The sequence below is a fragment of the [Clostridium] clostridioforme AGR2157 genome, assembly GCF_000424325.1.
Classification (GTDB): Bacteria; Bacillota; Clostridia; order Lachnospirales; family Lachnospiraceae; genus Enterocloster; species Enterocloster clostridioformis_A.
This window is the reverse complement of record NZ_AUJR01000063.1, coordinates 1-23,595: the sequence shown is the minus strand read 5'-3', so window position 1 is coordinate 23,595 and position 23,595 is coordinate 1. Positions and strand designations below refer to the sequence as shown.

Below are 23,595 nucleotides of genomic sequence, written 5' to 3'. Positions count from 1 at the left end.
ATCGGTAATTTCAATCCTGCGGCCACGGCCTTTACTGTCTTCCATGGCAGCTTTCACGCCTGATTCCATATATTTTTTCAGGCAGAGCTTTACCGTCGGTCTCGAAATATCGAGTTTGTCAGCAATGGCTTCATCTGCCATGCCATCTGATTTTAATAAGAGGATTTTGGCTCTCCTGTGGACTCTGGCTTCAACAGTCCCCTTCTGTAGAATGGACTTTAAATATGACTTATCATCATTGGAAAGAAAAATAGGCGTAGCACTCTTTGGCATCATTTTACCTCCTGAAATGGTCTATAAGTATTATACCATTTCAGGATAATAATGTAAACTTATTAAAATCGAGTTATACTAGTGTAGATGAAGAAACTGATGAGAGAAGAGATAATAGAAATAGATTTTATGAGCACAGAGGATTTGAATTAAAGTTTAGCGATGAAACCCAAAAAGAGAGGATATTCAAAAAAATGGGAAATTTAAATCAGGTGGGATGTTAAATGATAAAGACTATAAAGGGTGACATTACGAAAATTACAGATGTACAGGCTATTGTAAATGCAGCGAATTCCAGTCTTTTAGGAGGCGGTGGTGTTGATGGTGCAATACATAGAGCTGCCGGTAAGGAACTGCTTTTTGAATGCAGGTTGCTTGGTGGTTGTAAAACCGGACAAGCAAAAATAACAAAAGGATATAATCTTCACTGTGATTATGTGATACATACAGTAGGGCCGGTATGGAATGGTGGCGGTAAAAATGAAGCAGAGTTTTTGGGACAGTGTTATTACAATTCCATGAAAGTGGCTCTGGAAAATGGAATTCGGAGAATAGCTTTTCCGTCCATTTCTACAGGCATTTATTGTTTCCCGGTTGAGCAGGCAGCGAAAATAGCTGTTAGGACAGTGAACAGCTTCTTGAATGAAAACGAGCAAGCTTTTGAGTTGGTGGAATGGGTGCTGTTTGATGATTACACGAAACAAGTTTATGATGAGGCAGTTGAGAAATTGCGTCAAGGAATATGATGATAAGAGCAGAAAGATGTAATTTTACAAATGGGGTTATGTGGAGGTATAAGGTAATATGGGAATAAAAATAGAGGATTTTTTAAGAAATACAAATTTGCCTAAAAGATATTTTGATGTGAATTTTGACATTTCTGAAAAATATAAGGAAGAAGCATCGAGCTATTTAAAACTATTAAGGTTAATTGATGGCAGTGAATTTGAAGCAGAAAAACAGAACAAAATAAACGAAACGATGACAGGCGTAATAAAAGCGGTAGAGGAAAACTTTAAGGTTGTTTCTGGTATTTTTGAACATTATGAAAATGCTAATCCTAAAGCCGCACAGGAAGAATTAGATATATTGATGCAAAATCTGGAGAAAGATTTGTTTATAGCATCTATTGATAACTGGGTTTTGATTAAAAATTATGGTTGGACTCAGCTACGCATTACACCAAATCAGCAGTTTTACAGAGTAAGAGGTGTTGAAGAGGAAACTCCTTATATTCAGAATAATCCGAATGAATTGTTTCATATTCCTTTGAGCAAAAAGGCTTTTTCTAATAATGAAAGATTCAGTATAGCAGGATTCCCGAGCTTGTATTTGTCATCAATGCTTCCGCTTGCTTGGCAGGAGTGTGGATATCCGGCAAAATATTATTATTCAGAATTCCAATATGAAAAATTATGTGGAGCAACTACCAGAAACATAGATAAGGAATTTAAGTTTTTGGCCTTGTATGCACCGGAAGAAATTTATTTGTGGGGTGTTTCTATTAAACATAACAATTTTGATACATGGTTAAAGGTAGCTTCTATGTATGTAAAGCAATATCCGTTAGTATTGGCTTGTGGGTTTGTAAATCATAGTGGTCGGGTATCTTATAAACAAGAGTATATTATTCCTCAGATGTTGATGCAATGGGTTCAGAGAAATCGAGATAAGGTACAAGGAATATCGTATTTTACTTGCTCTGATATAAGTATGTATACAAGTAAATGGTGTGCTTATAATGTGGTGATACCGGCACAAAAACCGTATGATGAAAATATGTATAGCGTCAAATTGAAAGAAGACTTTTGCTGGAGTAAACCGCAGTATTTTCAAGTACCCTTGGTAGATGGAGTAGCAAACAAAGCGGATAGAGAGACGCTATATGCATTTATTGGGAAAATACAGGAGACCATGAGAAATGTATATATGCCGATGCCATACAGGAACTATTTAATTGATGTCCTTGAAGTGTGTGTGTGCGTATATAATATGTTACTCAGAGGCAAAACTACTGATATGCAACTCCTGATACATACGATTAATTTAATAAATCAGTACTACAGAAAAATTGCAAAACATACTGCAGAAGAAATAATTCAGAGCATAAATAAAGAACAATTATTAGAATTTGAATTATTAGACTATGATCAGGCAAGTAAGCAATTTAAAGATATTGTGAACGAGTTTACAAAAGAGGATAGATCCGGTAAAAATATATATGGCATTATAAATAAATACAGAGACACGATTTTGAATGATTTTGGATGTAATCCAAGTGTTATAATATGGCATTCCGAAAATGATGATATCCAGACAGCAGTATCATGGATGCATGAAAATCATATTATACATGGGACTAGATTATTGAAACCGGATGATTCAACCATAAGAGATTTGAAGAGTATGTGCGAAAATACAGGAGTATCGATTGATGATTTGTGGGGATGTCATGCTGAAAATGATGAATGGATGAAGCAACATATTCAGGATGTTAAAACTCCTATATTTGTAAGAGCAAATAATGTGAGTATCTATTCGCCGGTCGGTTCAAAATTGTATGACTATTTACAAATAGGATTTGATATAGATCTATTAAGTATGAATCTGCTTTAACCAAAAGGATAAAATAGTGCGGGAAGTAAAGGGGTACAAATGAGGAATTTAAAGATGCGACATTGATATAGAAAATGAAAGACAGTAGTAATGAATGTATGGTTTCGTACAAAGTATTAAAGTTATTGAAGGAAGAAGGTGATTCAGTGTATTTATGGCAATATGATAAAGAGTCTTTTTTTCGGAAAAATCAGGTGGAAAGGAAAGCGAAATTTAAAAAAATCGGAGAAGATGTATTTTCTTTTTTTCAAGATAAAGCTATTGCTGAAGGATTTGAGGATAGAGAAGGGCAATGGGAAATGTCTTGCGAAATTGTAGACGGAATCAGGGACAAAAAGCATGTTCTTGTAGAAGCAGGAGTTGGTATTGGAAAATCTTTTGCATATATAGTTCCAGTTCTTTATTATAATAAAGTATACGGAAAACCTGTAGTGATTGCAACTTCAACAATCGCTTTACAAGAACAGTTAATTCATGATATTGATAAAATTATGGATATGTTGAATTATGATGTTGAGGTTCTTATAGCGAAAGGGCAAAATCATTTTTTGTGTAAAAAAAGGTTTGATGAATATTTTACTCCAAAATTTATCCAGGAGAAAGAAGAACATCAGATAATATATGAGGCAGTATCCAGATTCGGATATGAAAAAGCCGACTGGAGTATACCCATTCCGGATGGAATATGGAACAGAGTGAATGTGAAAGAATATAATCCTCAATTTTGTAAGGATAAATGTAGCTATTGTAGCTCTTGTCATTATCATAATTTGCGTCGGAAAATGATATATACCGACGGAATTATTGTATGTAATCAAGATTTGCTTACTGTAAACATGAATAAAAAAGCAAATTATAGGAAGCAACTCATGAGTGAGGATGTGGGGATAATCGTAATAGACGAGGTACATAATCTTGAAAGTAAGGTGCGTTCATCGGTTACATCTTGCATTTCACTCAATCAGTTAAAAGATTCCATGTACGAGGCTGGAAAAGCAGTTAATTCTTTTGATATATCTTTTACGAAAAAGATGGAACAAGCTGATGCGTTAATTGATGATGTTTTTAAGTCATTATTAAAGCAAATGGATGAGCAGGATCGAAAAGCAGCTCAAATGGGACAGGATATTGATCGATACTATGTTAGAAATATTGATACGAATTTTGTAAGGTTAAAAAAACTTCTCGATGAGATTCAATTTGAAGCAGCTATGTCATTTGGCGATTTTATAGGTGACCGTAATAGAAAAAATTTTGATGAGGAAATAGAAATGCTGGAAGACAACGTTGCCTTTTTAGCATCAGCAATAAAGAGAAATAACAGTGAGGATATTTTCTGGCTTGAACGGGATAATGGCAGTCGTGGAATAATGGGTGTTCGCTTGTATAAGTGTCCTAAAGAGGTTGACAAGATTACAAGAAATATTATGTTTAGTGATTCTGATCTACCGGTTATTTTAACGTCTGCAACTATTACCAGTGGCAAGAATGAAGATTATATAAAGAGTTATGCATATTTTATCAATAATACAGGACTGCCGATAGATAATAGTCTTATATGTGAACCAAAGATATCGCCATTTAATTATGACGAACATGCTATGATCTATTATACAGAACATTTACCACATCCAACAAAAGAGAGGGGTAAATTTATTGAAGAAGGAGTAAAAGAAATTACAAAGTTGCTCCAAATTAGTAATGGAAAAGCACTGATTCTTTTTACTGCAAAAACGGATATGTATGAAGTATATAATAAGTTGAAGCAAGAGAATCTGCCATTTGAAATAATTATGCAAAAGGGTAATTCGAAGCAGTCTGAAACGTTAGAAAAGTTCAGAAATGATACAAATTCAGTCTTATTAGGTACGGGGAGTTATTGGGAAGGTATTAACATTGAAGGAGTGTCTTTGTCTCATGTAATTATTTTCAAATTACCATTTCCAGTAAGGGAGCCTATCATTGATTATAAGTATGAACAAAGCAAAGGTGATGGTCTAATGAAAGTATCAGTTCCTGAAATGGTAATAAAGTTAAAACAGGGAATTGGACGATTGATAAGAAGTGAACAGGATAGAGGAATTGTGTCAATTGTAGATTCCAGAGTTGGAGATCAGTCTAAAGCACCCTACCGCAAGATTATATGGGAGTCACTTCCAATAAAAAATAGGACAAGCAGTATTGAAGAAATCACTAAGTTTTATAATGAAGTGGTGGAGGTCAACTTATAAAAAAATTTCAGGAAAAGTTATAGGTAAGGATGTAAAGGCAGGAATGGTATAATATAAAAGACTATATAGAAATAGAGATTGATATATATGATGAATGAGAAGGTGGGTGCAAGGTAGATGATAGATACATTGATAGGGGCAGAATTTGAAGGTAATTATAAAAGATGGATATCTGAAGTAAGTAATCGTTTTAGAGCCAGTCAGATAAAGGCCTCTATAAAAGTAAATGATGAGATGCTTCGTTTTTATTGGCTTCTTGGACGAGATATTGAGATGATGAAAAAGAATGTATCTTGGGGCAGCCATGTTTATCAAAAAATAAGTAAAGATTTAGTAGAAGAATTGCCGGAAATCAAGTCATTTTCGCCAAGAAATTTACAGTATATGAATCAGTTTTATAGGCTGTATTCGAATGTAGAAATTACGCACCAACTTGATGCACAAATTTTTAAAAATGAAATTACGCCCCAAGTTGGTGCACAAATAGAGAAGAATATAATTTTTATGATTCCGTGGGGGCATCATAAGGTTATTATGGATAAATGTAGGGATGACCAGCAGAAGGCATTGTTTTTTGTACAAAAGACATTAGAAAACAATTGGTCAAGGGCTGTATTGCTAAATTTTCTTGATACGAAACTTTTTGACAGGCAAGGAAAAGCAGTTACTAATTTTGAACTTACACTTCCATCGATACGAAGTGATTTAGCACAGGAGCTTACGAAAGACCCATACAATTTTGATTTTATTACATTGACTCAGAATTATAATGAAAAAGAACTGAAAGATGCTTTGATGGATAATCTTACAGCATTTTTGCTAGAGCTTGGGAGTGGTTTTGCATTTGTTGGACGTGAATATAGAATAGAAATTGGCGATACAGAAAATTTTATTGATATGTTGTTTTATAATATAAAATTGCACTGTTATGTAGTTGTTGAAGTAAAAGTTACGGCATTTGAACCATCTTTTACAGGACAACTTGGAACATATGTGGTTGCAGTTAATCACATATTAAAAACTGATATGGATGCACCAACATTAGGATTATTGGTTTGTAAATCTAAAGACAATATTCAGGCGAAATACGCAATAGAGTCTAGCAGTCAACCATTGGGTATATCAGAATACGAACTTTCTAATCTGATACCAGAGGATTTTAAAGGCACACTACCAACTATTGAAGAAATTGAAGCTGAGTTAAATGAACAGAAAAGTGAGTAATATAAAATATAATACTTCGTTTGGGGTATAAAGAATAGAATCAAAAAGGGAGAATTTGTAATGCACATAAAGCGATTTGATATTCAGAACTTTAGAAAGTTGAAATGCTGTAAGATTGAATTGAGTGATAAAACTACAGTTTTTGTTGGTGCAAATAATAGTGGAAAAACTTCAGCAATGGATGCTTTGGCAAAATTTTTATCTGCTAGAAAGTTTGTTTTTAATGATATTACACTATCTAATAGAAAAAAATTAGATGATATTGGGAAAGTATGGATAAATGGTGGGAATTTTGATTTTGAAGGATGTATGCAGGAGATGGAACAGATAATGCCAGCGCTGGATGTATGGATTGATGTTAAGGATAATGAACTGCATTATGTATCTAATATAATACCCACATTGGATTGGAACGGTGGTGTTTTAGGGGTTAGATTTATTTATTTGCCAAAGAATGTAGAAAAATTATGTGTTTCATATAAAGAAGCATTTGAGACAGCAGTGAAGACTTGCGCTAGTTCAAAAAAAGTAAAACTGGCTCTGTGGCCTCAAAATCTATGTGAGTATTTAGGAAAAGGAGATTTATTTAATACGTTATTTGAGGTAAAAGCGTATGTTCTCGATCCAAGTAAGATGAATGATGATGATTTGCAACCTACAGATTACTTGATGGAGTGTACAACATCAAATCCGTTGCTGGGATTGATAAAAATAGATATTATAGGCGCACAAAGAGGGTTTTCTGATACTGGAGACGAGAGTGCAGGAGAAGCCAATTATCATACACAGAATCTATCGAGTCAATTAAAAAGCTATTATGATAAACATTTGGATCCGGAAAATGAACCATCGCCAGAGGATCTGAAAACACTTCAAGCGATGGAAAAAGCAAAAAAGGTCTTTAATGATACTCTGGCTGATAAATTTCATAATGCAATATTAGAATTAGAAGATTTGGGCTATCCGGGAGTTAATGATCCAAGGATAACAATTGAATCAAAGGTAAGTGTATCAAATAGTTTAAATCATGAAGCAGCTGTTCAGTATGCACTTAATTCAAAAGAAAAATTGAGACTTCCAGAAAAGTATAATGGTTTGGGGTATCAAAATTTGATTTCTATGGTATTTCTTTTAATGCGTTTTAGAGATGATTGGATGAGAACAGGGAAGGCGAACAAAGAATTACTGGAAGAAAGGATTGAACCATTACACATTGTTTTGTTGGAAGAACCAGAAGCTCATTTACATGTTCAAGTCCAACAGGTATTCATTAAGAAGGCATATGATGTTCTTACTAATAGTCAGTTTTTGAAGGCACATGGTAATTTTCAAACACAGCTTGTTATCAGTTCACATTCAAGCCATATAGCAAGAGAGGTAGATTTTAAAGATTTAAGATATTTTAAAAGGTTGCCAGCCACAAAAGACTGTATTGTTCCGGTAAGTAAGGTTATTAATTTGTCAGGTGTATTCGGAGAAGATAATGAGACAACACGGTTTATTACTCGTTACTTAAGAACAACTCATTGTGATTTGTTTTTTGCAGATGCTGCAATTTTAGTAGAAGGTTCTGCAGAATATATGTTGCTACCCCATTTTATACGAAATAAATATCAAGAATTGAATCAAAGATATATTACGTTGCTGGAGATAAATGGAAGACATTCGCAGCGATTAAAACCATTGATTGAGAAAATGTGTTTACCGACATTAATAATAACTGATATTGATTCGGGGGAACCCACCGGACATCATAAACACACGCTTCCACAAAGAGATAAAGGAATTATAAGCACAAATTATGCAATTACTCAATGGGTGCTTAAAGAGAAGTCATTGGATAAATTGTTGGATATCTCAGAGAAGAAAAAAGAAAAGAGTTTTACAACTCCATATTCATTCAAAATGAGAATTGCATATCAAATACCAATTGATTTGAAATATAATGGTAAAATATGCGAAGCATTACCAAGCACATTTGAAGACAGTTTAGTTTACTCTAATTTTAATTTATTTTCCACAACAACAGGAGAAGGTTTGATGGAAGCTATTTATGGTATCTGTAATGAAGGACTTGATTTTGAAAGTTTCCATGAGAAAATTTATAATTTATTTCGTGGCGAGAATGTGCCAAAAGCTGGTTTTGCACTAGATTTAATTTATTCCGTGGATCCTCAAACTTTACAGGTTCCAAATTACATTAACGAGGGATTACTTTGGTTACAAGATTTGTTAGACAAGCATAATTAGGGGGGAGATAAATGGCCGGCAAAGAATTGGTGTCTATGGACGACAATCATTTAGATGATCATGTGGACGAGGAGATACGATCATGTTTGGACTGGAAATGCCCAAAGAGTTTTTTTACATATGCAGGAGCTGGTTCCGGGAAGACATATAGTCTTGTAAAGACATTAAATTTTATTCAAGAGCAATTTGGAATTGAATTGAATATTTATTCTAAACAGATTGCGGTTATTACTTATACAAATGCTGCTTGTAATGAAATATTAAATCGTGTTGAGTATAGCCCCATCTTTTTTGTTTCTACAATTCATAGCTTTTTATGGGAACTTATTTGTCCATATCAGAAAGATATCCGGATTTGGATAAAGAATAATATTCAGAAAAAGCTTGAAGAGACAGAAATTGAGGAAGCTAAAGGGAGAAAGGGTACTAAGGCATCTCAAACAAGGTTAAGTAAAATTGAAAGTTATAAAAAGAGATTAGAGAAAATAGATTCAGTGCGTAAATTTTCATATAATCCTAATGGAGAAAATAGTGGATATGATTCATTGGACCATGCAGATGTTATTAAAATGGGGTCAGAATTTATTAAATGTAAAGCTACTATGCAACAGATATTAATAAGCAAATTTCCCATTTTACTAATCGACGAAAGTCAAGATACGAAAAAAGAATTGGTTGATGCTTTACTTGATGTTTATGCAAAAAACAAAGATAAAATTATTATAGGAATGTTTGGTGACACGATGCAGAAAATATATCTGGATGGTAAAGAAAATTTAGAGGATAGCATTCCGGATAGTTGGATTAAGCCGGTAAAGGTAATGAACCATAGAAGTGCTAGAAGAATAGTTCAATTAGCCAATTCTATCAGAAGATGTGTGGATGATAAGGAGCAACGGGAACGAACAGATGCAAAAAAAGGCATAGTACATCTTTTCATAGCAGACTCGTTGGGAGACAAGCAGAAAGTAGAATTAGAGGTTGCTAAAAGGATGTCACAGTTATCATTAGATGTGGAATGGAAAAATGAGAATGCGTATCAGAGTCTAATTCTTGAACATTATATGGCAGCGAGGCGGCTGAATTTTTTAAATTTGTTTTTACCATTATATAAAAATAAGAGAATAGCACAAAGTGTTTTAGATGGAAGCTTGCCAGAGGCAAAAATATTTTCACAAATAATATTTCCGTTGGTTGATGCCAATAGTGAAGGAAATAAATTTGAAGTTGCGAAAATTATTAAACGATATTCACCGTTGCTTAGTAGAGATAATTTGCAAAGAGAGAGCGCAAATCAAAGACAATGCCTACAAACTGCTAATGAAGCAAAGGAATCACTATGTAGGTTGTTTGAAGGTGAAAAAATGCCAACTTGCATAGATGTATTTAAAGAAATAGACCGGACTGGAATATTTAATCTTTCGGAACGAATGGAACATATAGTGTTAGATTGCGAGCAGGAGCAAGATTCTACAGTAGAAGCTTTAAAACAAGCATTATCTACATCTGTGAGTGAAATGAAGAACTACTGTTTATATGCAGAAGGGAAATCATCATTTTCAACACATCAAGGTGTTAAAGGATTGGAGTATCCTCGAGTCATGGTTATTATGGATGATGCTGAGGCAGAGGGTAACCTATTTAGTTATGAAAAATTGTTTGGTGCAAAAGAAATGAGTGATACGGATTTTGATAATGAGAAACAGGGAAAAGATAATAGTATTTCACGAACTCGGAGACTGTTTTATGTTGCATGTACGCGAGCAAAAGATAGCCTGGCATTGGTGGCGTATACGAAGGATAAAGAATTAGTAAAACAAACAGTCCTTTCTAATAAATGGTTTGATGAATCAGAAGTAGAATTTGTATAATGTTATCTTCCAAAAAATTATTAGAATAATGGGTCCGTTGAGAAATAGGTAGTCCTTTTATTGTTAGCAACACGTTATCTTAAAACGATAGTAGTGTGTTGGAAAGGCAAAGAAGAACTGGAATAATTGTGTCACAGTCTGTTGCGTAATTAAAGTTTGGATGAGGTATGTATGAAAAACATGGTTTCCGCCAAGACCAAACTGCGCCTTTCAGGAATCCGAATCACACCCTCAACACATACGGAAAGTATTGTCCTGTTGCAAAAGAGACCAGCTATGAAAAGTCAAGTATAAATTAGGCGAAAATTCATTTTTCTAATCGATGGTAAAGAAGGGTAACTCTAATAAAGCTCCCTAACGGTGCTTTTTCAAAATCTATCGATATTGGTATGCAGACCTCTTATTCGAGGTTAAATTCCACTTCGTCAGTGAGCATCTTCCATATGACCCTGACAAGTTTGCCGGCACAGTGCCCAAGGGCATTATAGTGAGTCCGGCCTTCGGCTCTCTTGGCATCGTAGTAAGCTTTGAAAGTCGCATTGTTCTTTACGACATTATGTGCTGCATTTACGAGAGCGTAACGAAGAACACGCGAGCCTCGTTTGGACATCCGGGTCTTCTTGGCCTGGAAGTTACCAGACTGATAAACAGACGGATCCAATCCGGCAAATGCAAGCAATTTGCCCGGTGTAGGGAAGCGATGGATATCGCCAATCTCACCAAGTATCATCCCGCCATTGGTAGTCCCAATGCCCGGGATGGTCATGATCACAGAGTGGAGGCAGGTGACAAGGTTTGCCATTCCAAGCTCTGTATGGAATAACTGGCTATCCAATAACTCAATCTGTTCAATGGTCTGAGTTATTTGAATAGATAAGGAACTGTCATGGATACCGACAGACTTCTGTGCGAGAATTCTTAATCCTCTGGCCGTATCTTTACCAAAATGACCGTGGGAAGCCGTTTGGAGAAGATGAGTGAGATGAGTCATATGCATAGAAGCAATATCATTCGGTGTCGGCGCTTCTTTAAGGAGCGTATAGACAGAATTCTGATGCACACCGGACTTAAAGAAGTGCTGTAGTTCCGGGAAGACCTGATCCATGTAGGAAGTCAGCTGTATTTTTAAACGGGTGCGCTGCTTCACGGTTTTCTGTCGGAATCTGCCGAGTTCCTTGAGTTCGATGTAATCCAGATCCTTTAAGGAGATGAACCTTAAAGGATCCTGCAACATAAGGGTTTTAGCAATAACAAATGTGTCGACTTTGTCGGTCTTCGTCTTGCGTACATTATTTTTACGCATAGCCGAAGTCGATAAGGGATTGAGAACACACACTTTAAAATCCTTGCTTATCAAAAAACGGACAAGGTTGTCACCGTAGTGTGCCGTTGATTCAAGACCAATGATGATGCTGTCCTGGTCAAGTGGTGCCAGTTTAGAAAGCAGCAGATAGAAGCCATCATAGTCATTTGAGAATTTGAACGGCTCGATGAGTATCCCGCCCTCCGAAGAAATGGCAGCGGCGAAATGGTTGAGTTTGGCAATATCAATGCCTACGTAAATCATGAGGTTGTACCTCCCTTTCATAAAGTCTGATACCGTGATATCCACCAACGATTATCATCGTAGACTTGATTGAAATAAGTACTCAGAGTGAAACACTCCGGCAACATCCAGCTATAAACAATTCAGATAAAAGTAGCGGCAATACACTCCTGTTGAGTAGTCAAGCTACAGGATAAAATCAAAAGTCCACAGTATCTGAATGTATTAAACCACAGTTCAAGAAAAATGAAAGGAATATGTTGTTTTTGCTTCTATAAACATCATACAAGTGTTAAATGATGATTAGGTGAGATTGGATAGTTGCCGTGTGGTGAGGCGTGAAGGCTTTTGGCTTTCGCGCCTTTTCCTTATTGATGAAACGAGGTGATGTGTTTTGAAAAATATATATTATATGCCTGTGAAAAAAGAGAATATGGAACCGCTGCGTGTGGCGGCATATTGCCGCGTCAGCACTAAGAAAGAGACGCAGTTAGCCAGTTTGGCTCATCAAATTGTGGCATATACAGAACAGATATCAGATCATCCGGGTTGGGTATTTTCAGGAGTATTCTGGGATTGCGGAAGATGTGGATTAAGGAAAAAAGGCCGTAACGGATTGAAACATATGTTAGAAAGCGCTGCAGAGGGGAAATTCGATTACATAATCACTAAATCAGCAAAACGAGTATCCAGGAATACGGTAGAGCTATTGCAGATTATGAGATATTTGAAAGAAAGGGGTATTCAAATGTATTTTGAAATTGAAAATGTGAATTCGTTTAATCCGGATGCAGAAGCGGCAATAACCTTATCAGGAGCAATGGGACAAGAAGAAAGCAGAAATTTGAGTGAGAATATTCAGTGGGGGATTCAAAGAAAATTTGAGGAAGGATTATTTAGCAGCTATAAACATTTTATGGGGTATCGGTGTGTGGAAGGGGAATTGGTAATCGTTCCGGAGCAGGCCGAAATAGTACGGTTGATTTTTGAGTTATATTTAAAGGGTTACACGTTTTCACAGATAAAAAAACACTTGGAGGAAAGTGGTGTAAAAACGGTAACAGGCAAAACGGTATGGAGTGCAAATGTAATCCAGCAGATGCTAAAGAATGAGAAATATAAGGGAGACATGATGCTTCAGAAAACATTTACGGAGGATTATCTGAATGGTATACGAAAGAAAAATATTGGACAGCGTACCAGATATTATGTGAAAGGAAGTCATCCGGCTATTATTTCTCCGGAGATATTTGATAAGGTGCAGGAGGAAATGCTTAATAGAGCCAGGCTGATTAGAACAGCTAACGGCAATCAGATTAGCAGTGGTAACCGATATAGCAGCAAATACTTGCTTAGTAATTTATTGGTATGTGGGTATTGTGGCGGAGGATTCAGGCGTAGAACGGAGCGTGGGAAGATTGTGTGGAGATGTGGGACAAGGATGGAAAAAGGAAAGGCAGAGTGTGAAAATTCACCTACCTTGAACAATCAAGATGTAAGAGAGATGTTGGGAAAAGTTGTATGTAATGGGAAATATGATGAAAATGTCGTAAAGGATAGAGTGAAGAGAATAGATGTTTATGAGAAGCGGTTGATAATTTGTTATGCTGAAAAAGAGGGATATCAGATATGTGAGTTTGAATAATAGGTAAATGAGGATGTTATGTTGCAGAGGGGAAAATAAACGGAAATGAAGGAATCTTTCAGATGGTAATGGTGAGGGGAGTATGGTAAAATATAGTGAAATGGATATGGAAACTTAAGGAGTAGTATAATCATCGAATTTTTTTCGGAGATCTTTTGGCGGGGGAAGAGAAAGTGGAAAAATCTAATATATTGATGTACACAACAGAGGATGGAGTTACCAAAGTTGAAGTTACGTTTGATAACGATACTGTTTGGTTATCGTTAGATCAGATAGCAGATCTATTTCAAAGAAATAAATCCACGATATCCAGACATATAAAAAATATTTTTTTAGAAGGCGAGTTAAGCCGAAATTCAGTTGTTGCAAATTTTGCAACAACTGGTTCCGACGGAAAAAGATATCATGTGGATTTTTATAATCTTGACGTTATTATCTCTGTTGGCTATCGCGTGAAATCTTTGCGAGGAACACAATTCAGGATTTGGGCTACAAATATCCTGAAAGAATATATGATTAAAGGATTTGCGCTGGATGATGAACGATTAAAGAATCTTGGTGGAGGAAATTATTTTGATGAGTTGCTGGCGCGTATCCGGGATATAAGGTCTTCAGAAAAAGTGTTTTGGAGAAAAGTGCTGGAAATCTATGCGACCAGTATTGACTACAATCCGAAAGCGGAGAGTTCCGTACAGTTTTTTAAACAGGTTCAAAACAAGATGCATTGGGCAGCACATAAGCATACAGCGGCGGAGGTGATTTACCAAAGGGCAGATGCAGATAAAGATAATATGGGACTGACTACATGGAGTGGCAAACGTATAAAACTCTCGGATGTAGAAGTGGCGAAAAATTATCTTGATGAAAAAGAGTTGGATGCACTCAATAAAATTGTAACGGCATATTTGGATATTGCAGAGGTACATGCTTTAAATCAGGAGCCAATGTATATGAAAGACTGGCTGGAGACGATTGATGATTATCTCAGGATGACCAGACGTGATATATTAACAACAAAGGGGAAAGTAACACATCAGCAGGCCTTGGAGAAAGCGCATTTGGAGTATGAGAAATATAAAAGAAATCAGGAATATATATTGTCTCCTGTGGAATGTCATTTTTTAGAAAGTATAGGGGAATTAGATAAGTTGGACGAAAAAAACAATTAAGTAGGTAATAATGATGAGGAATTGTGGTTTGAAAAGGAAAGAGGTGAACTAAGGTATAAAATATAGTCTTTTGTTGATTCTATATATTTTATTCTTACAATAGGGAGGGGATTAATACGAAAGAAGAACACTCTTATAAACAGTTTAAAAAGGAATTTGTACGTCATTCTGCTATTTTACACGGAATAGAATTGCTGACAGTAAAGAGAGAAGACGCATGTTGCGTAAAACGTAATTATGTTCGTTCTATTTATGATTATTTTTCTTTATCTGAAGATGAAAGTAAAAATAGAACTGAGGCACTAAAAATAGAACCATTTTATATTACTAATTGGGAAAAATTACATGATACATATGTAGGAGTTAAAAGGCCAGAGGATTTAACTGTTTGTTATTTATGTGGTCCAGAACCGGATAATGATTTTAAAGAGTTTATGAACTTAGGTGTTCTTCCTCATAATATATGGGGATTTGAGGTAAATAGTCAAAATTATAATAAGGCTATCTCATTTTATAATCAGGGGACTTACCCACAACCCCGAATATTGAAACAGAACGTTGAAACTTTTTTTCAACAAACACCTAAAAAATTTGATATAATTTATATCGATGCATGTGGGAGTATACCATCTGTACAACATGCATTAAGAACTATTACAACAATTTGTCAATATCATCGTTTGAATTCGCCTGGTATAATTATATCAAATTTTGCGGAGCCAGATAATAGCAAGGAATCAATTGAAGAATATTATGACTTAATTACATTATATTTATTTTTTAAAACCTTTCCACTTTTAGAAAGTTCTTGTTTAGAGACCAGGGATAGATGTGATGAATATTTAAGTTTATATGATAATGTTATACAAAACTTTGCGTTTTATTATGGAGAATTTATATCAGCTGTTTTAAGAGATATTCCATCAATTTTGGTTCCATTGCAAAGATTTGCAAGAAATCCTTTTATAAACCAATTATTCGATATTTCTGAATTTGATAAGGTAGTTATTTCAGAGTTAACGGTTAACCACTCACTGGCAAAATTCTTTTTTGCTATGGATAATCTTAACAGGAAAGGTGCGCTAAATGATAAAGAAAAATGCTTTTTAAACGAGCTAGGAAGTTACAACGATCTTATAAAAGGACTAAAGATTATCACGCTTTTGAAGCAACATAATATAAAACTTAAAGATGATGTCAAGTTAATTGAAAATTTTTTTGAAAGTTCAGAAAAAATATATCAATTTTTGGATAAACCTCACAGTAATATTTTTTTTGATGTGATTATTAATCAACTTGCTTATCCGTTACACTATAATACGGAGCAAAATATAAGATACAAATATATGGCGAAATCTACGTCTATGTACATGGATATAACTATATATGACGAATGTAGATATATATATGAATGGCTTCCTGCTTTGCATCAAATTGTATCTGCATTTGAAAATTCATCATGGCAATATGTGTTTAGATTTGCGCTTGATGGGTTGGTCAAATCAAGAAAGAGATATAATAATGAATTTTTTTTTCAAGGATCTGTTGTTCCAAGTAGTGTTGATGAATTTAAAGATAAAGAAATAAGAGACAGAGTTAACATAAATTAGTTTAAACTGAAAGGATGTAAAATATGTCTAATATGCAGTTGGATTATACAGATATTACAGATATCTTCAAAGAAAAATTAAAAATAGAGAATATTGTTAAAAAAATTTCGTCTATTTTTTTGAATCCAAGATATGCAAATAAAATAGATTATAAGCCATACTTTCAAAGAAACTATGTTTGGGACGAAGAAAAGGCAACATATTTTATTGAAAGTATCCTATTGGGAACAGAGGTACCTCCATTGGTATTATTTCAGACAAGGGATAAAAATGAAGTTATCGATGGTAGACAACGTTATGAAACAATTGAAAGATTTTTAAATGATAAACTTGTATTGAAGGAGAAAGGATTACATAGTTTAAAGTTACTGTCTGGAAAAAAATATAGCCAGTTAGATGAATCTACAAGAGAACTTTTTGAAGAAACTAGAGTAAGGATACTGCAGTTTAATGTTGTAGATGAGCCAAAATTAGATGACGATAAAGAAGATAAGATAAAAAAAGAAATTTTTCGGAGATATAATTCTGGTATAACACCACTGCAAAAATATGATATGGATCGTGCAGCATATATTAATGATTCTTTATCCAAGGCTATCTACAATAAAATTTTTTTGGATGAAAAGCTATTTGATTTTTTGTGTGAAATAATTTTACCTAAGAGCAAAAGTAAATCAAATAAAAGAGATAAAGTTAATATATTAACCTCACTTATTAGAAACTTAATAACACTTCCTTATATTCCAATTTACAGTTACGCTAAAGGTAGTTCAAAATCTGATATAATTTGTCAGTATTATTATGCAAATATTGCAAAAAAAGATGTTAAAGATGAACTGAAGAAATTTCAAACCGTTATAAAATATTTAAAGAAGTTCTATCGACGTAGTAAAGTTCGAAATAAATATCTAAGTAATAGTAAACTGTTTTATGAGGTTCTTTACTGGGGAACATCTATTGTACTTAGAAATAAAAATGAAATTAAAGATGAAGATATAGAAAAGGTGTATGATCTGCTTGATAATGCTAGTCAATGTGATGAAATATGGCAAAGGATTATAAACAATTCACAAAAAAATATAGAACTTATTTTTGAGCCCAATGGGAGCCATTATTACTCTGCGATAAACAATAGATATAATTTAGTTGCAAATATTTTTCAAATAGTATTTAATATTGATTTTCAAAAACATTTAAAGGACTCAGAATCCTTTAAGAATATTATGAATCAAGGTGAGATTGATGAAATTAAACACTATAAAATTAATAAACCATTACCTGAAACATTAACCATTGAGGATATTATTTCTGATATGAAAAAATCTAGATTTTTAATAAGGCCAGATTACCAGAGATCAGAAGTGAAAAATTTACAGAAAGCGTCTTATTTGATGGAGAGCATTCTACTAGGAATTAATATACCACCGTTATTTGTATATAAACGTGCAGATAAGGTTAAAGAGGTAGTAGATGGTCAACAAAGACTTCTTACTATACTAGGATTTTTGGGGAGGACATATGTAGATGAAAGAGGAGGGGTTGTTAATTCTAATAAGGATAGATTTAAACTTACAAAAATAAAGATATTGTCGGAATTGGAAGGTAAAAGTATTGAAAACATAGGCAGCAATTTTGAAGAAAAAGTGTTAGAATTTCCTATGGATATAATCGAGATTGATTATGAACAAAATCCGGACTTTAGTCCCATCGATTTATTTTTAAGATTAAATACAAAGCCATATCCTATTAAAGAAAATACTTTTGAAATGTGGAACGCTTATGTAGATAAAGATATTGTTATTAAAGTCAAGAGTATAGCTAATAAATACGAAAAGAAGGTATTTAGAGCTAAGGATAATCGAATGAAGCTAGAAGAGTTAATAACATCTCTGGCTTATATTGATTACAGAATGAATCAACCTAATACTGATATTTGCAATGTTTTAAATATTTATAAAAGAAATGACAGAATGTGCTCAAGAATAATGAGCAAAGATAATGTAACAAAAACGTTAAGTGATTTATCAATTAATTCACCTAAACTTTTTATAAGTGCATTAGATAATGTCGAGCTTTTTATTGAAAAGATTCTTTTACTAATAGATAATGATACAGATAGAATGAGAGATCTTTTTAATCATTCGAGAAAGGGGACACTATATAAAACTGATCAAAACTATTATTTTTTATGGGCAATGTTATTTAACATTACTTTAGAAGAAATTAAAATAAACAAAGCATGTCTGTTTGAGAATATAAAAAAATTTTTCCAGATAGCACAAAAGGTTCCCAATGAATGTACAGTTGAAAAATTTATTAACATGTTAAGTATTAAGTTAAAATGATAAAGATAGGTGTGGAAAAGATAAGTAGCTGGATCGTATTGATGAGGTTTTGTATGCCTTATAAAAGGTACTTAATGAATTTCTTATTGGTAGTAGTAAAGTGAAGTGTTGAAAATATAAATGCACGTTTTTCATAGTGGATTTATTCTGATATGGGAGGGAAGATCGCATGTCCGCCCAGGGCCAATTCTGCTCTGTGAACATCATTATTATACACTCAACACATGTCGAGTCGGTAATAATGATACGGAATTGTGGTTTGAAAGAAAAATAGAGGGGTTTAACCACAATATATAGTGGTTTTTTGGCCTTTTCATAGATGTGAGACGGGGAAAAGAGGATATGGAGTAAAAGAGGCGGATTACCAGAAGATAGCGGAGGCGGTCAATGGATATCTGTCCCTGTTTCAATCGGAAGAACTGGTGCAAGGGCAGAAGGAAGGAGAATCCCAGGGGCAAGTACAGGCGGGAGCGCTGCCGGGTAATATCCTTACTCATAAGAATTATATTTAATTATAGAAGGAATAGGTAATTACGAAACTCAAAATGCGATTGATGTGGATAACTCTTAAAATTCCAAACGAAGTTATAGGCTTTGCGAGGTCTAATATAAGAACGATTACTGTTAATGAGAAAATCGAGTAAAGTTATACACATTTCCACAGATTTCAAAAAGCAATAAATTGAGGAAGTTTGAGGAGAAGCCATTAAAAAGCAAACGAAAAAACCAGTGTTTTCAATGGTTTCAGAGTTTCGCAATCGCCTATAGAAGGAATGAGGAAGGGAGAGGAGAATTCATGGAAGTGTTTGTGAAGCGTGAAAACTGGGACGGTGGAATCTGGATGAAGCTGCCGGCTTCGCAGGAACAGGCAGAGCAGGTCCTGGAGGAGCTGGCCGGGTACCATCCTTCCAGGATGATTCCGTTCATAGGAGATGTGAAAGCCCCGGTGGCTGGGCTGGCTCCTCTGTTAATTGGGGAATTTGTGTTTCAGGATTCGAACCTGGGGCAGTTAAACTACCTTGCCGCAAAGATTGGTTCCTGGTCGGAACAGGAGCGGGCTGTCTTCGAGACTGTGCTTCAGAATGAAAAGCCGGACTCTTTGCTGCAGATTGTAGAGGCAATGGATCATTTAGACCAGTATGAATGCCATTCAGAGATAAAATCCCTGGAACAGTATGGGCGTTATCTGTTTGAGCAGGAGGGAAGAACGCTGCCGATGGAACTGAACGGCTATTTTGATTATGAGGCGTATGGCCGTTTGAATATGAAAGCGAGTGAGCGGCTGACAGAGGAGGGGCTCATCACTAGAATTAAGGCGCCAAAACCGGCAGTGGGAAAGAAACAGAATCCGAAAGTAGTGCATTCTGGATCGGCAGTATTCCGGTGTATCTGGCATTTGATAAGAGGTATCCGGAAAAGATCTGTTTTTATTTCCCTATGACGGAGAAACAACTGGAGGCCCTGGAGGAGAAGTGCAGAACATATGACGTTGATGAGGTGGCAGACTATCTTAGTAATATCTGGAAGTTGGATCAGTTCTTACCTCCACGGCTCACATTTAGAGTGTTGAACCAGATTGCGATGGAGATACAGAACCTGGCGGATAAAACCACTGTGTCAAGAAAGAAACCTCTGGCATCACTGGAGGCGGAGGTTCCCAGAGATGCATATGCAGTGTGCCGGATTATTCGTAATTATAGGGATTATGAATTCCTTCCGATTCAGGAGCTATCGGCGGAGGGCTATGCGAAGTATCTTCTGAATCTACATCAGATTTACATCGAGAAGGAACTGGAACCATATATCCGTCTCCAGGAATTTGGTTTACAGAAAATGAAAGAAAACGGGCCGTTGGAGACAATATTTGGCACACTGATCTGCAAGGGACATCCGATACAGGAATTGAGTCCGTCAGTGCAAGAGTTCCGCCTGTACAATTCATTGGCTGTAACTGCTTATTGGAATGAGAGCGACTCCTTTGTACCGGAGCTTTTAAGCGGGGAGGAGCTTCTCTCGTATGAAAGCATGATCCGGGAAAAGATCCAGGCCAGCTTAAAAGCTGCCCTGAGAAGGGGCTGGTAGAATATTTGTTTTCTGAACTGCTTAAAAAATGGGTTGCATCCATGACGCCAGACGTAGAAGCATATGCTGGCAGCCTTTGGGGTGTGCTTACGGTACGAACTTACGGAAAGTTAAATGACCGGGAACTGGCGGCTGTGATGGAAGAGTGGAAAGCGATGGCTGAGTATTCCGGGGTGAAGTACATCACCCGTCCGGCTATTGGAAATCAAAGTTCCGTTTTTGTGGAAATCACGATTCCGGCAAATAGGAAATCGCTTTATCTGATAAATCCTTATAATGAGATTATACGCCATTTGGTGTAAATACATTATGAGGAGGTCACGATTATGACCAAGTATCGAGAAATCATCAGACTTACAGGTCTGGGCTTCTCACAACGCAACATTATGGCAAGCTGTGGTGTTGCGCAAAAAACTGTCGTCAAAGTTCAAAAACGTGCCAAAGAGCTAAACCTTATATGGCCGCTGGATAACTCTATGACCGACAGCAAACTTGAAGGGCTTCTATTCCCCAAAGAAGACAAAATATCATCTTCCAAACGGATGCCCGATTTTGCTTACATCCGCAAAGAACTTCTGCGGAACGGTGTGAGCAAAAAGCTATTGTGGACGGAATACATGGAGGACTGCCGTGCTAACGGCGAAGAACCACTCATGTATTCGCAATTCTGCTATCACATCCAGCAGGATGAGCAGAAAAGGCGTGCAACCATGCATATCAACCGGAAACCCGGTGAACAGGTTGAAGTTGACTGGGCAGGAGATCCTGCCACCGTCATTGATCCGGATACGGGCGAGATACTGAAAGCCTATATCTTTGTCGGAGTCATGACGTACAGCCAGTATGCATACGTCGAAGCGTTCCTTGACATGAAGCAGAAATCATGGATCAATGCCCATGTCCATATGTACGAATACTTCGGCGGCGTTGCCAAAATCTTAGTGCCGGATAACTGCAAGACTGCCGTTATCCACAATGGCGGCTGGAAAGGCCAGCAGATCAACGAAACGTATCAGGAAATGGCAGAGCATTATGGGACTGCGATTATTCCCGCACGTGTCAGAGCTCCCAAGGACAAGCCGAATGCGGAAGGAACCGTAGGTATGATATCTACATGGATCACTGCAGCACTTCGGGATGAACAGTTCTTCTCCCTCGCTGAATTGAACCGTGCTATCAGTGATAAGCTTACACTGTTTAACCGGAAGCTCTTTCAAAAGAAAGAGGGCAGCCGGCTCAGCTTGTTTCTTGAGGAAGAAAAACCATTGTTGTCGCCATTGCCCGCTACCCGCTTTGAACTGGCAGACTGGAAACAGGCTACCGTCCAGTTCAATTATCACATAAGTATAGAAAAAATGCTATACTCTGTGCCGTATGAATACATCAAAAAAACGGTTGATGTACGGGTAACGGAACATACGATTGAAATTTTCTACAACCATAAACGCATTGCTTCCCACCGCCGCCTTACGGGGCGTCCCGGGCAGTACAGCACCATCACGGAGCATATGCCGCAGGATCACCAGAAATATCTGGAATGGAACGGCGACCGCTTCCGTCAGTGGGCTGAGCGGATTGGCATAAACACGTACACTGTGGTAAATGCGATACTTACCTCCAAAAGTGTGGAACAACAGACCTACCGGGGCTGTATGGGGCTTCTGAAACTGGCTGAGAAATATTCAGCCCGTCGTCTGGAAGCGGCCTGCCAAAAGGCTCTATCCTATACGGCATCCCCAAGTTACAAGAGCATCAAAAACATTCTCGTAACAGGTTCCGACCAGACCGGCTCATCCGGCGAGGATTCCACAACCACTCAACCAAAAGCACACGGCATTACGCGTGGTGCCGACTACTACAGGAGGTAAAACTATATGACCAATCAGAGTACGATTGATAAATTAATGGAAATGCGCCTTACCGCAATGGCAGATGCATTCCGCAGCCAACAGGATGATCCCAAGCTAAAAACAGTACCGTTTGAGGATCGTTTCGGCATGCTGGTTGATATCGAATTCAGCAGCCGGAAGAACAACCGCTTAAAGAGGCTGATCAAAAATGCCGGATTCGACCAGCCGGATGCAAGTATCATGGATATCAATTACACATCCGGGCGCAAGTTGAACAAGGAGCTCATACGCCGTCTTGCCACCTGCGAATATATCACTGAACACCGGAACCTGTTCATCACCGGTGCAACAGGCTGCGGCAAGACCTACATGGCTTGTGCGTTCGGCATGGAGGCCTGTAAGCAGTACTTCAATACCCGATACGTCCGCCTCCCCGATCTGCTCATCGACTTGGAGCTGGCTCGGACTGACGGCACTTATAAGAAGGTAATGGCAAAATATGCCACCCCCTTGGTATTGATCCTTGATGAGTGGCTCCTGCTGAAGCCGACGGAGGCAGAACAACGTGATATCTTCGAACTCCTGCACAGGAGGCGGAAGAAATCATCCACCATCTTCTGCTCCCAGTATGAGCGTTCCGAGTGGTATGACCAGCTTGGTGGGGATGCAAGCCCTCTTGCCGATGCCATCATAGACCGTATTGCTCACGACAGCTATGTTATCAACATCACCAGCATCGATCCTGAAAAAGACAGATCAATGCGTGAGGTGTATGGATTAGATAAGAACCTACGCGAGTAAACTCGCAAGAGATGATTTCCGTCTTCCGGTTATCTGATTTCCAGATTTCCGGAAGCGCGATTTCATCGCGCAAGAATAATCA

General features: G+C 36.6%; 18 protein-coding genes and 1 pseudogene. 17 read left to right on the top strand and 2 right to left on the bottom strand.

Annotated features, from left to right (window positions below):
- On the bottom strand, positions 1 to 276 hold a 276-nt coding region (locus G614_RS28280), incomplete at its 3' end, for a helix-turn-helix domain-containing protein (RefSeq protein WP_242828165.1).
- On the opposite strand from G614_RS28280, the gene G614_RS0120765 reads away from it, so the two are divergent.
- The 8 genes and pseudogenes from G614_RS0120765 to G614_RS0120735 all read left to right on the top strand — a co-directional run bounded on the left by G614_RS0120765 (position 267) and on the right by G614_RS0120735 (position 10,465).
- Positions 267 to 497 (top strand): hypothetical protein, encoded by a 231-nt coding sequence (locus tag G614_RS0120765; protein ID WP_027643479.1) that lies wholly within the window; start codon positions 267 to 269, stop codon positions 495 to 497. The genes G614_RS28280 and G614_RS0120765 overlap by 10 nt on opposite strands.
- Positions 498 to 1,019: an O-acetyl-ADP-ribose deacetylase gene (locus G614_RS0120760; protein ID WP_002587181.1), complete on the top strand. Its 522-nt coding sequence runs from the start codon at positions 498 to 500 to the stop codon at positions 1,017 to 1,019.
- Positions 1,020 to 1,077: 58 nt separating this feature from the next.
- Positions 1,078 to 2,889 (top strand): hypothetical protein, encoded by a 1,812-nt coding sequence (locus G614_RS0120755; protein WP_027643478.1) that lies wholly within the window; start codon positions 1,078 to 1,080, stop codon positions 2,887 to 2,889.
- A gap of 74 nt (positions 2,890 to 2,963) precedes the next feature.
- Entirely contained in the window at positions 2,964 to 5,120 is a 2,157-nt protein-coding gene (locus tag G614_RS0120750; RefSeq protein WP_242827486.1) for an ATP-dependent DNA helicase, read from the top strand.
- Between the two features lie 117 nt (positions 5,121 to 5,237).
- Positions 5,238 to 6,344 (top strand): PDDEXK nuclease domain-containing protein, encoded by a 1,107-nt coding sequence (locus tag G614_RS0120745; RefSeq protein ID WP_002587184.1) that lies wholly within the window; start codon positions 5,238 to 5,240, stop codon positions 6,342 to 6,344.
- A gap of 60 nt (positions 6,345 to 6,404) precedes the next feature.
- Positions 6,405 to 7,703 (top strand): annotated as a pseudogene (locus G614_RS35130) (ATP-binding protein); the annotation flags it as partial.
- Between the two features lie 51 nt (positions 7,704 to 7,754).
- A complete protein-coding gene (locus tag G614_RS35125) occupies positions 7,755 to 8,594 on the top strand; it encodes an ATP-dependent endonuclease (protein ID WP_408625322.1) in 840 nt (279 codons plus the stop codon).
- Between the two features lie 11 nt (positions 8,595 to 8,605).
- A complete protein-coding gene (locus G614_RS0120735; protein ID WP_003524953.1) occupies positions 8,606 to 10,465 on the top strand; it encodes a UvrD-helicase domain-containing protein in 1,860 nt (619 codons plus the stop codon).
- Positions 10,466 to 10,865: 400 nt separating this feature from the next.
- Here G614_RS0120735 and G614_RS0120730 read toward each other — a convergent pair whose 3' ends face one another.
- On the bottom strand, positions 10,866 to 12,032 hold the full coding sequence (locus G614_RS0120730; RefSeq protein ID WP_027643476.1) for an IS110 family transposase: 1,167 nt from the start codon (positions 12,030 to 12,032) through the stop codon (positions 10,866 to 10,868).
- A gap of 373 nt (positions 12,033 to 12,405) precedes the next feature.
- Here G614_RS0120730 and G614_RS0120725 point away from each other — a divergent pair, with 373 nt between their 5' ends.
- The 9 genes from G614_RS0120725 (at position 12,406) to istB (ending at position 23,513) form a co-directional block, all read left to right on the top strand.
- Complete coding sequence (locus G614_RS0120725; protein WP_002587186.1) at positions 12,406 to 13,656, top strand: recombinase family protein; 1,251 nt, start codon at positions 12,406 to 12,408, stop codon at positions 13,654 to 13,656.
- 155 nt (positions 13,657 to 13,811) lie between these two features.
- Positions 13,812 to 14,825: a virulence RhuM family protein gene (locus G614_RS0120720; RefSeq protein ID WP_002587187.1), complete on the top strand. Its 1,014-nt coding sequence runs from the start codon at positions 13,812 to 13,814 to the stop codon at positions 14,823 to 14,825.
- 191 nt (positions 14,826 to 15,016) lie between these two features.
- Positions 15,017 to 16,435 carry a hypothetical protein gene (locus tag G614_RS0120715; protein WP_002592882.1) on the top strand — a complete coding sequence of 473 codons (1,419 nt, stop codon included), beginning with the start codon at positions 15,017 to 15,019 and terminating at the stop codon, positions 16,433 to 16,435.
- Positions 16,436 to 16,458: 23 nt separating this feature from the next.
- On the top strand, positions 16,459 to 18,780 hold the full coding sequence (locus tag G614_RS0120710; RefSeq protein ID WP_002587190.1) for a DUF262 domain-containing protein: 2,322 nt from the start codon (positions 16,459 to 16,461) through the stop codon (positions 18,778 to 18,780).
- Positions 18,781 to 19,576: 796 nt separating this feature from the next.
- The gene (locus G614_RS33030; protein WP_242828164.1) at positions 19,577 to 20,221 is read left to right on the top strand and encodes an antirestriction protein ArdA; all 645 of its coding nucleotides are present in this window, start codon (positions 19,577 to 19,579) and stop codon (positions 20,219 to 20,221) included.
- Positions 20,218 to 20,862 (top strand): hypothetical protein, encoded by a 645-nt coding sequence (locus tag G614_RS33025; protein ID WP_225537575.1) that lies wholly within the window; start codon positions 20,218 to 20,220, stop codon positions 20,860 to 20,862. Before G614_RS33030 ends, G614_RS33025 begins: the two co-directional genes overlap by 4 nt.
- A 41-nt stretch (positions 20,863 to 20,903) precedes the next feature.
- On the top strand, positions 20,904 to 21,164 hold the full coding sequence (locus tag G614_RS33020; protein WP_242828163.1) for a hypothetical protein: 261 nt from the start codon (positions 20,904 to 20,906) through the stop codon (positions 21,162 to 21,164).
- 24 nt (positions 21,165 to 21,188) lie between these two features.
- Positions 21,189 to 22,730, top strand: coding sequence for an IS21 family transposase (gene istA, locus G614_RS0120695; RefSeq protein WP_027643474.1), 1,542 nt, complete (start codon positions 21,189 to 21,191; stop codon positions 22,728 to 22,730).
- A gap of 6 nt (positions 22,731 to 22,736) precedes the next feature.
- Complete coding sequence (gene istB, locus G614_RS0120690; RefSeq protein WP_027643473.1) at positions 22,737 to 23,513, top strand: IS21-like element helper ATPase IstB; 777 nt, start codon at positions 22,737 to 22,739, stop codon at positions 23,511 to 23,513.
- Positions 23,514 to 23,595 lie beyond the last annotated feature (82 nt).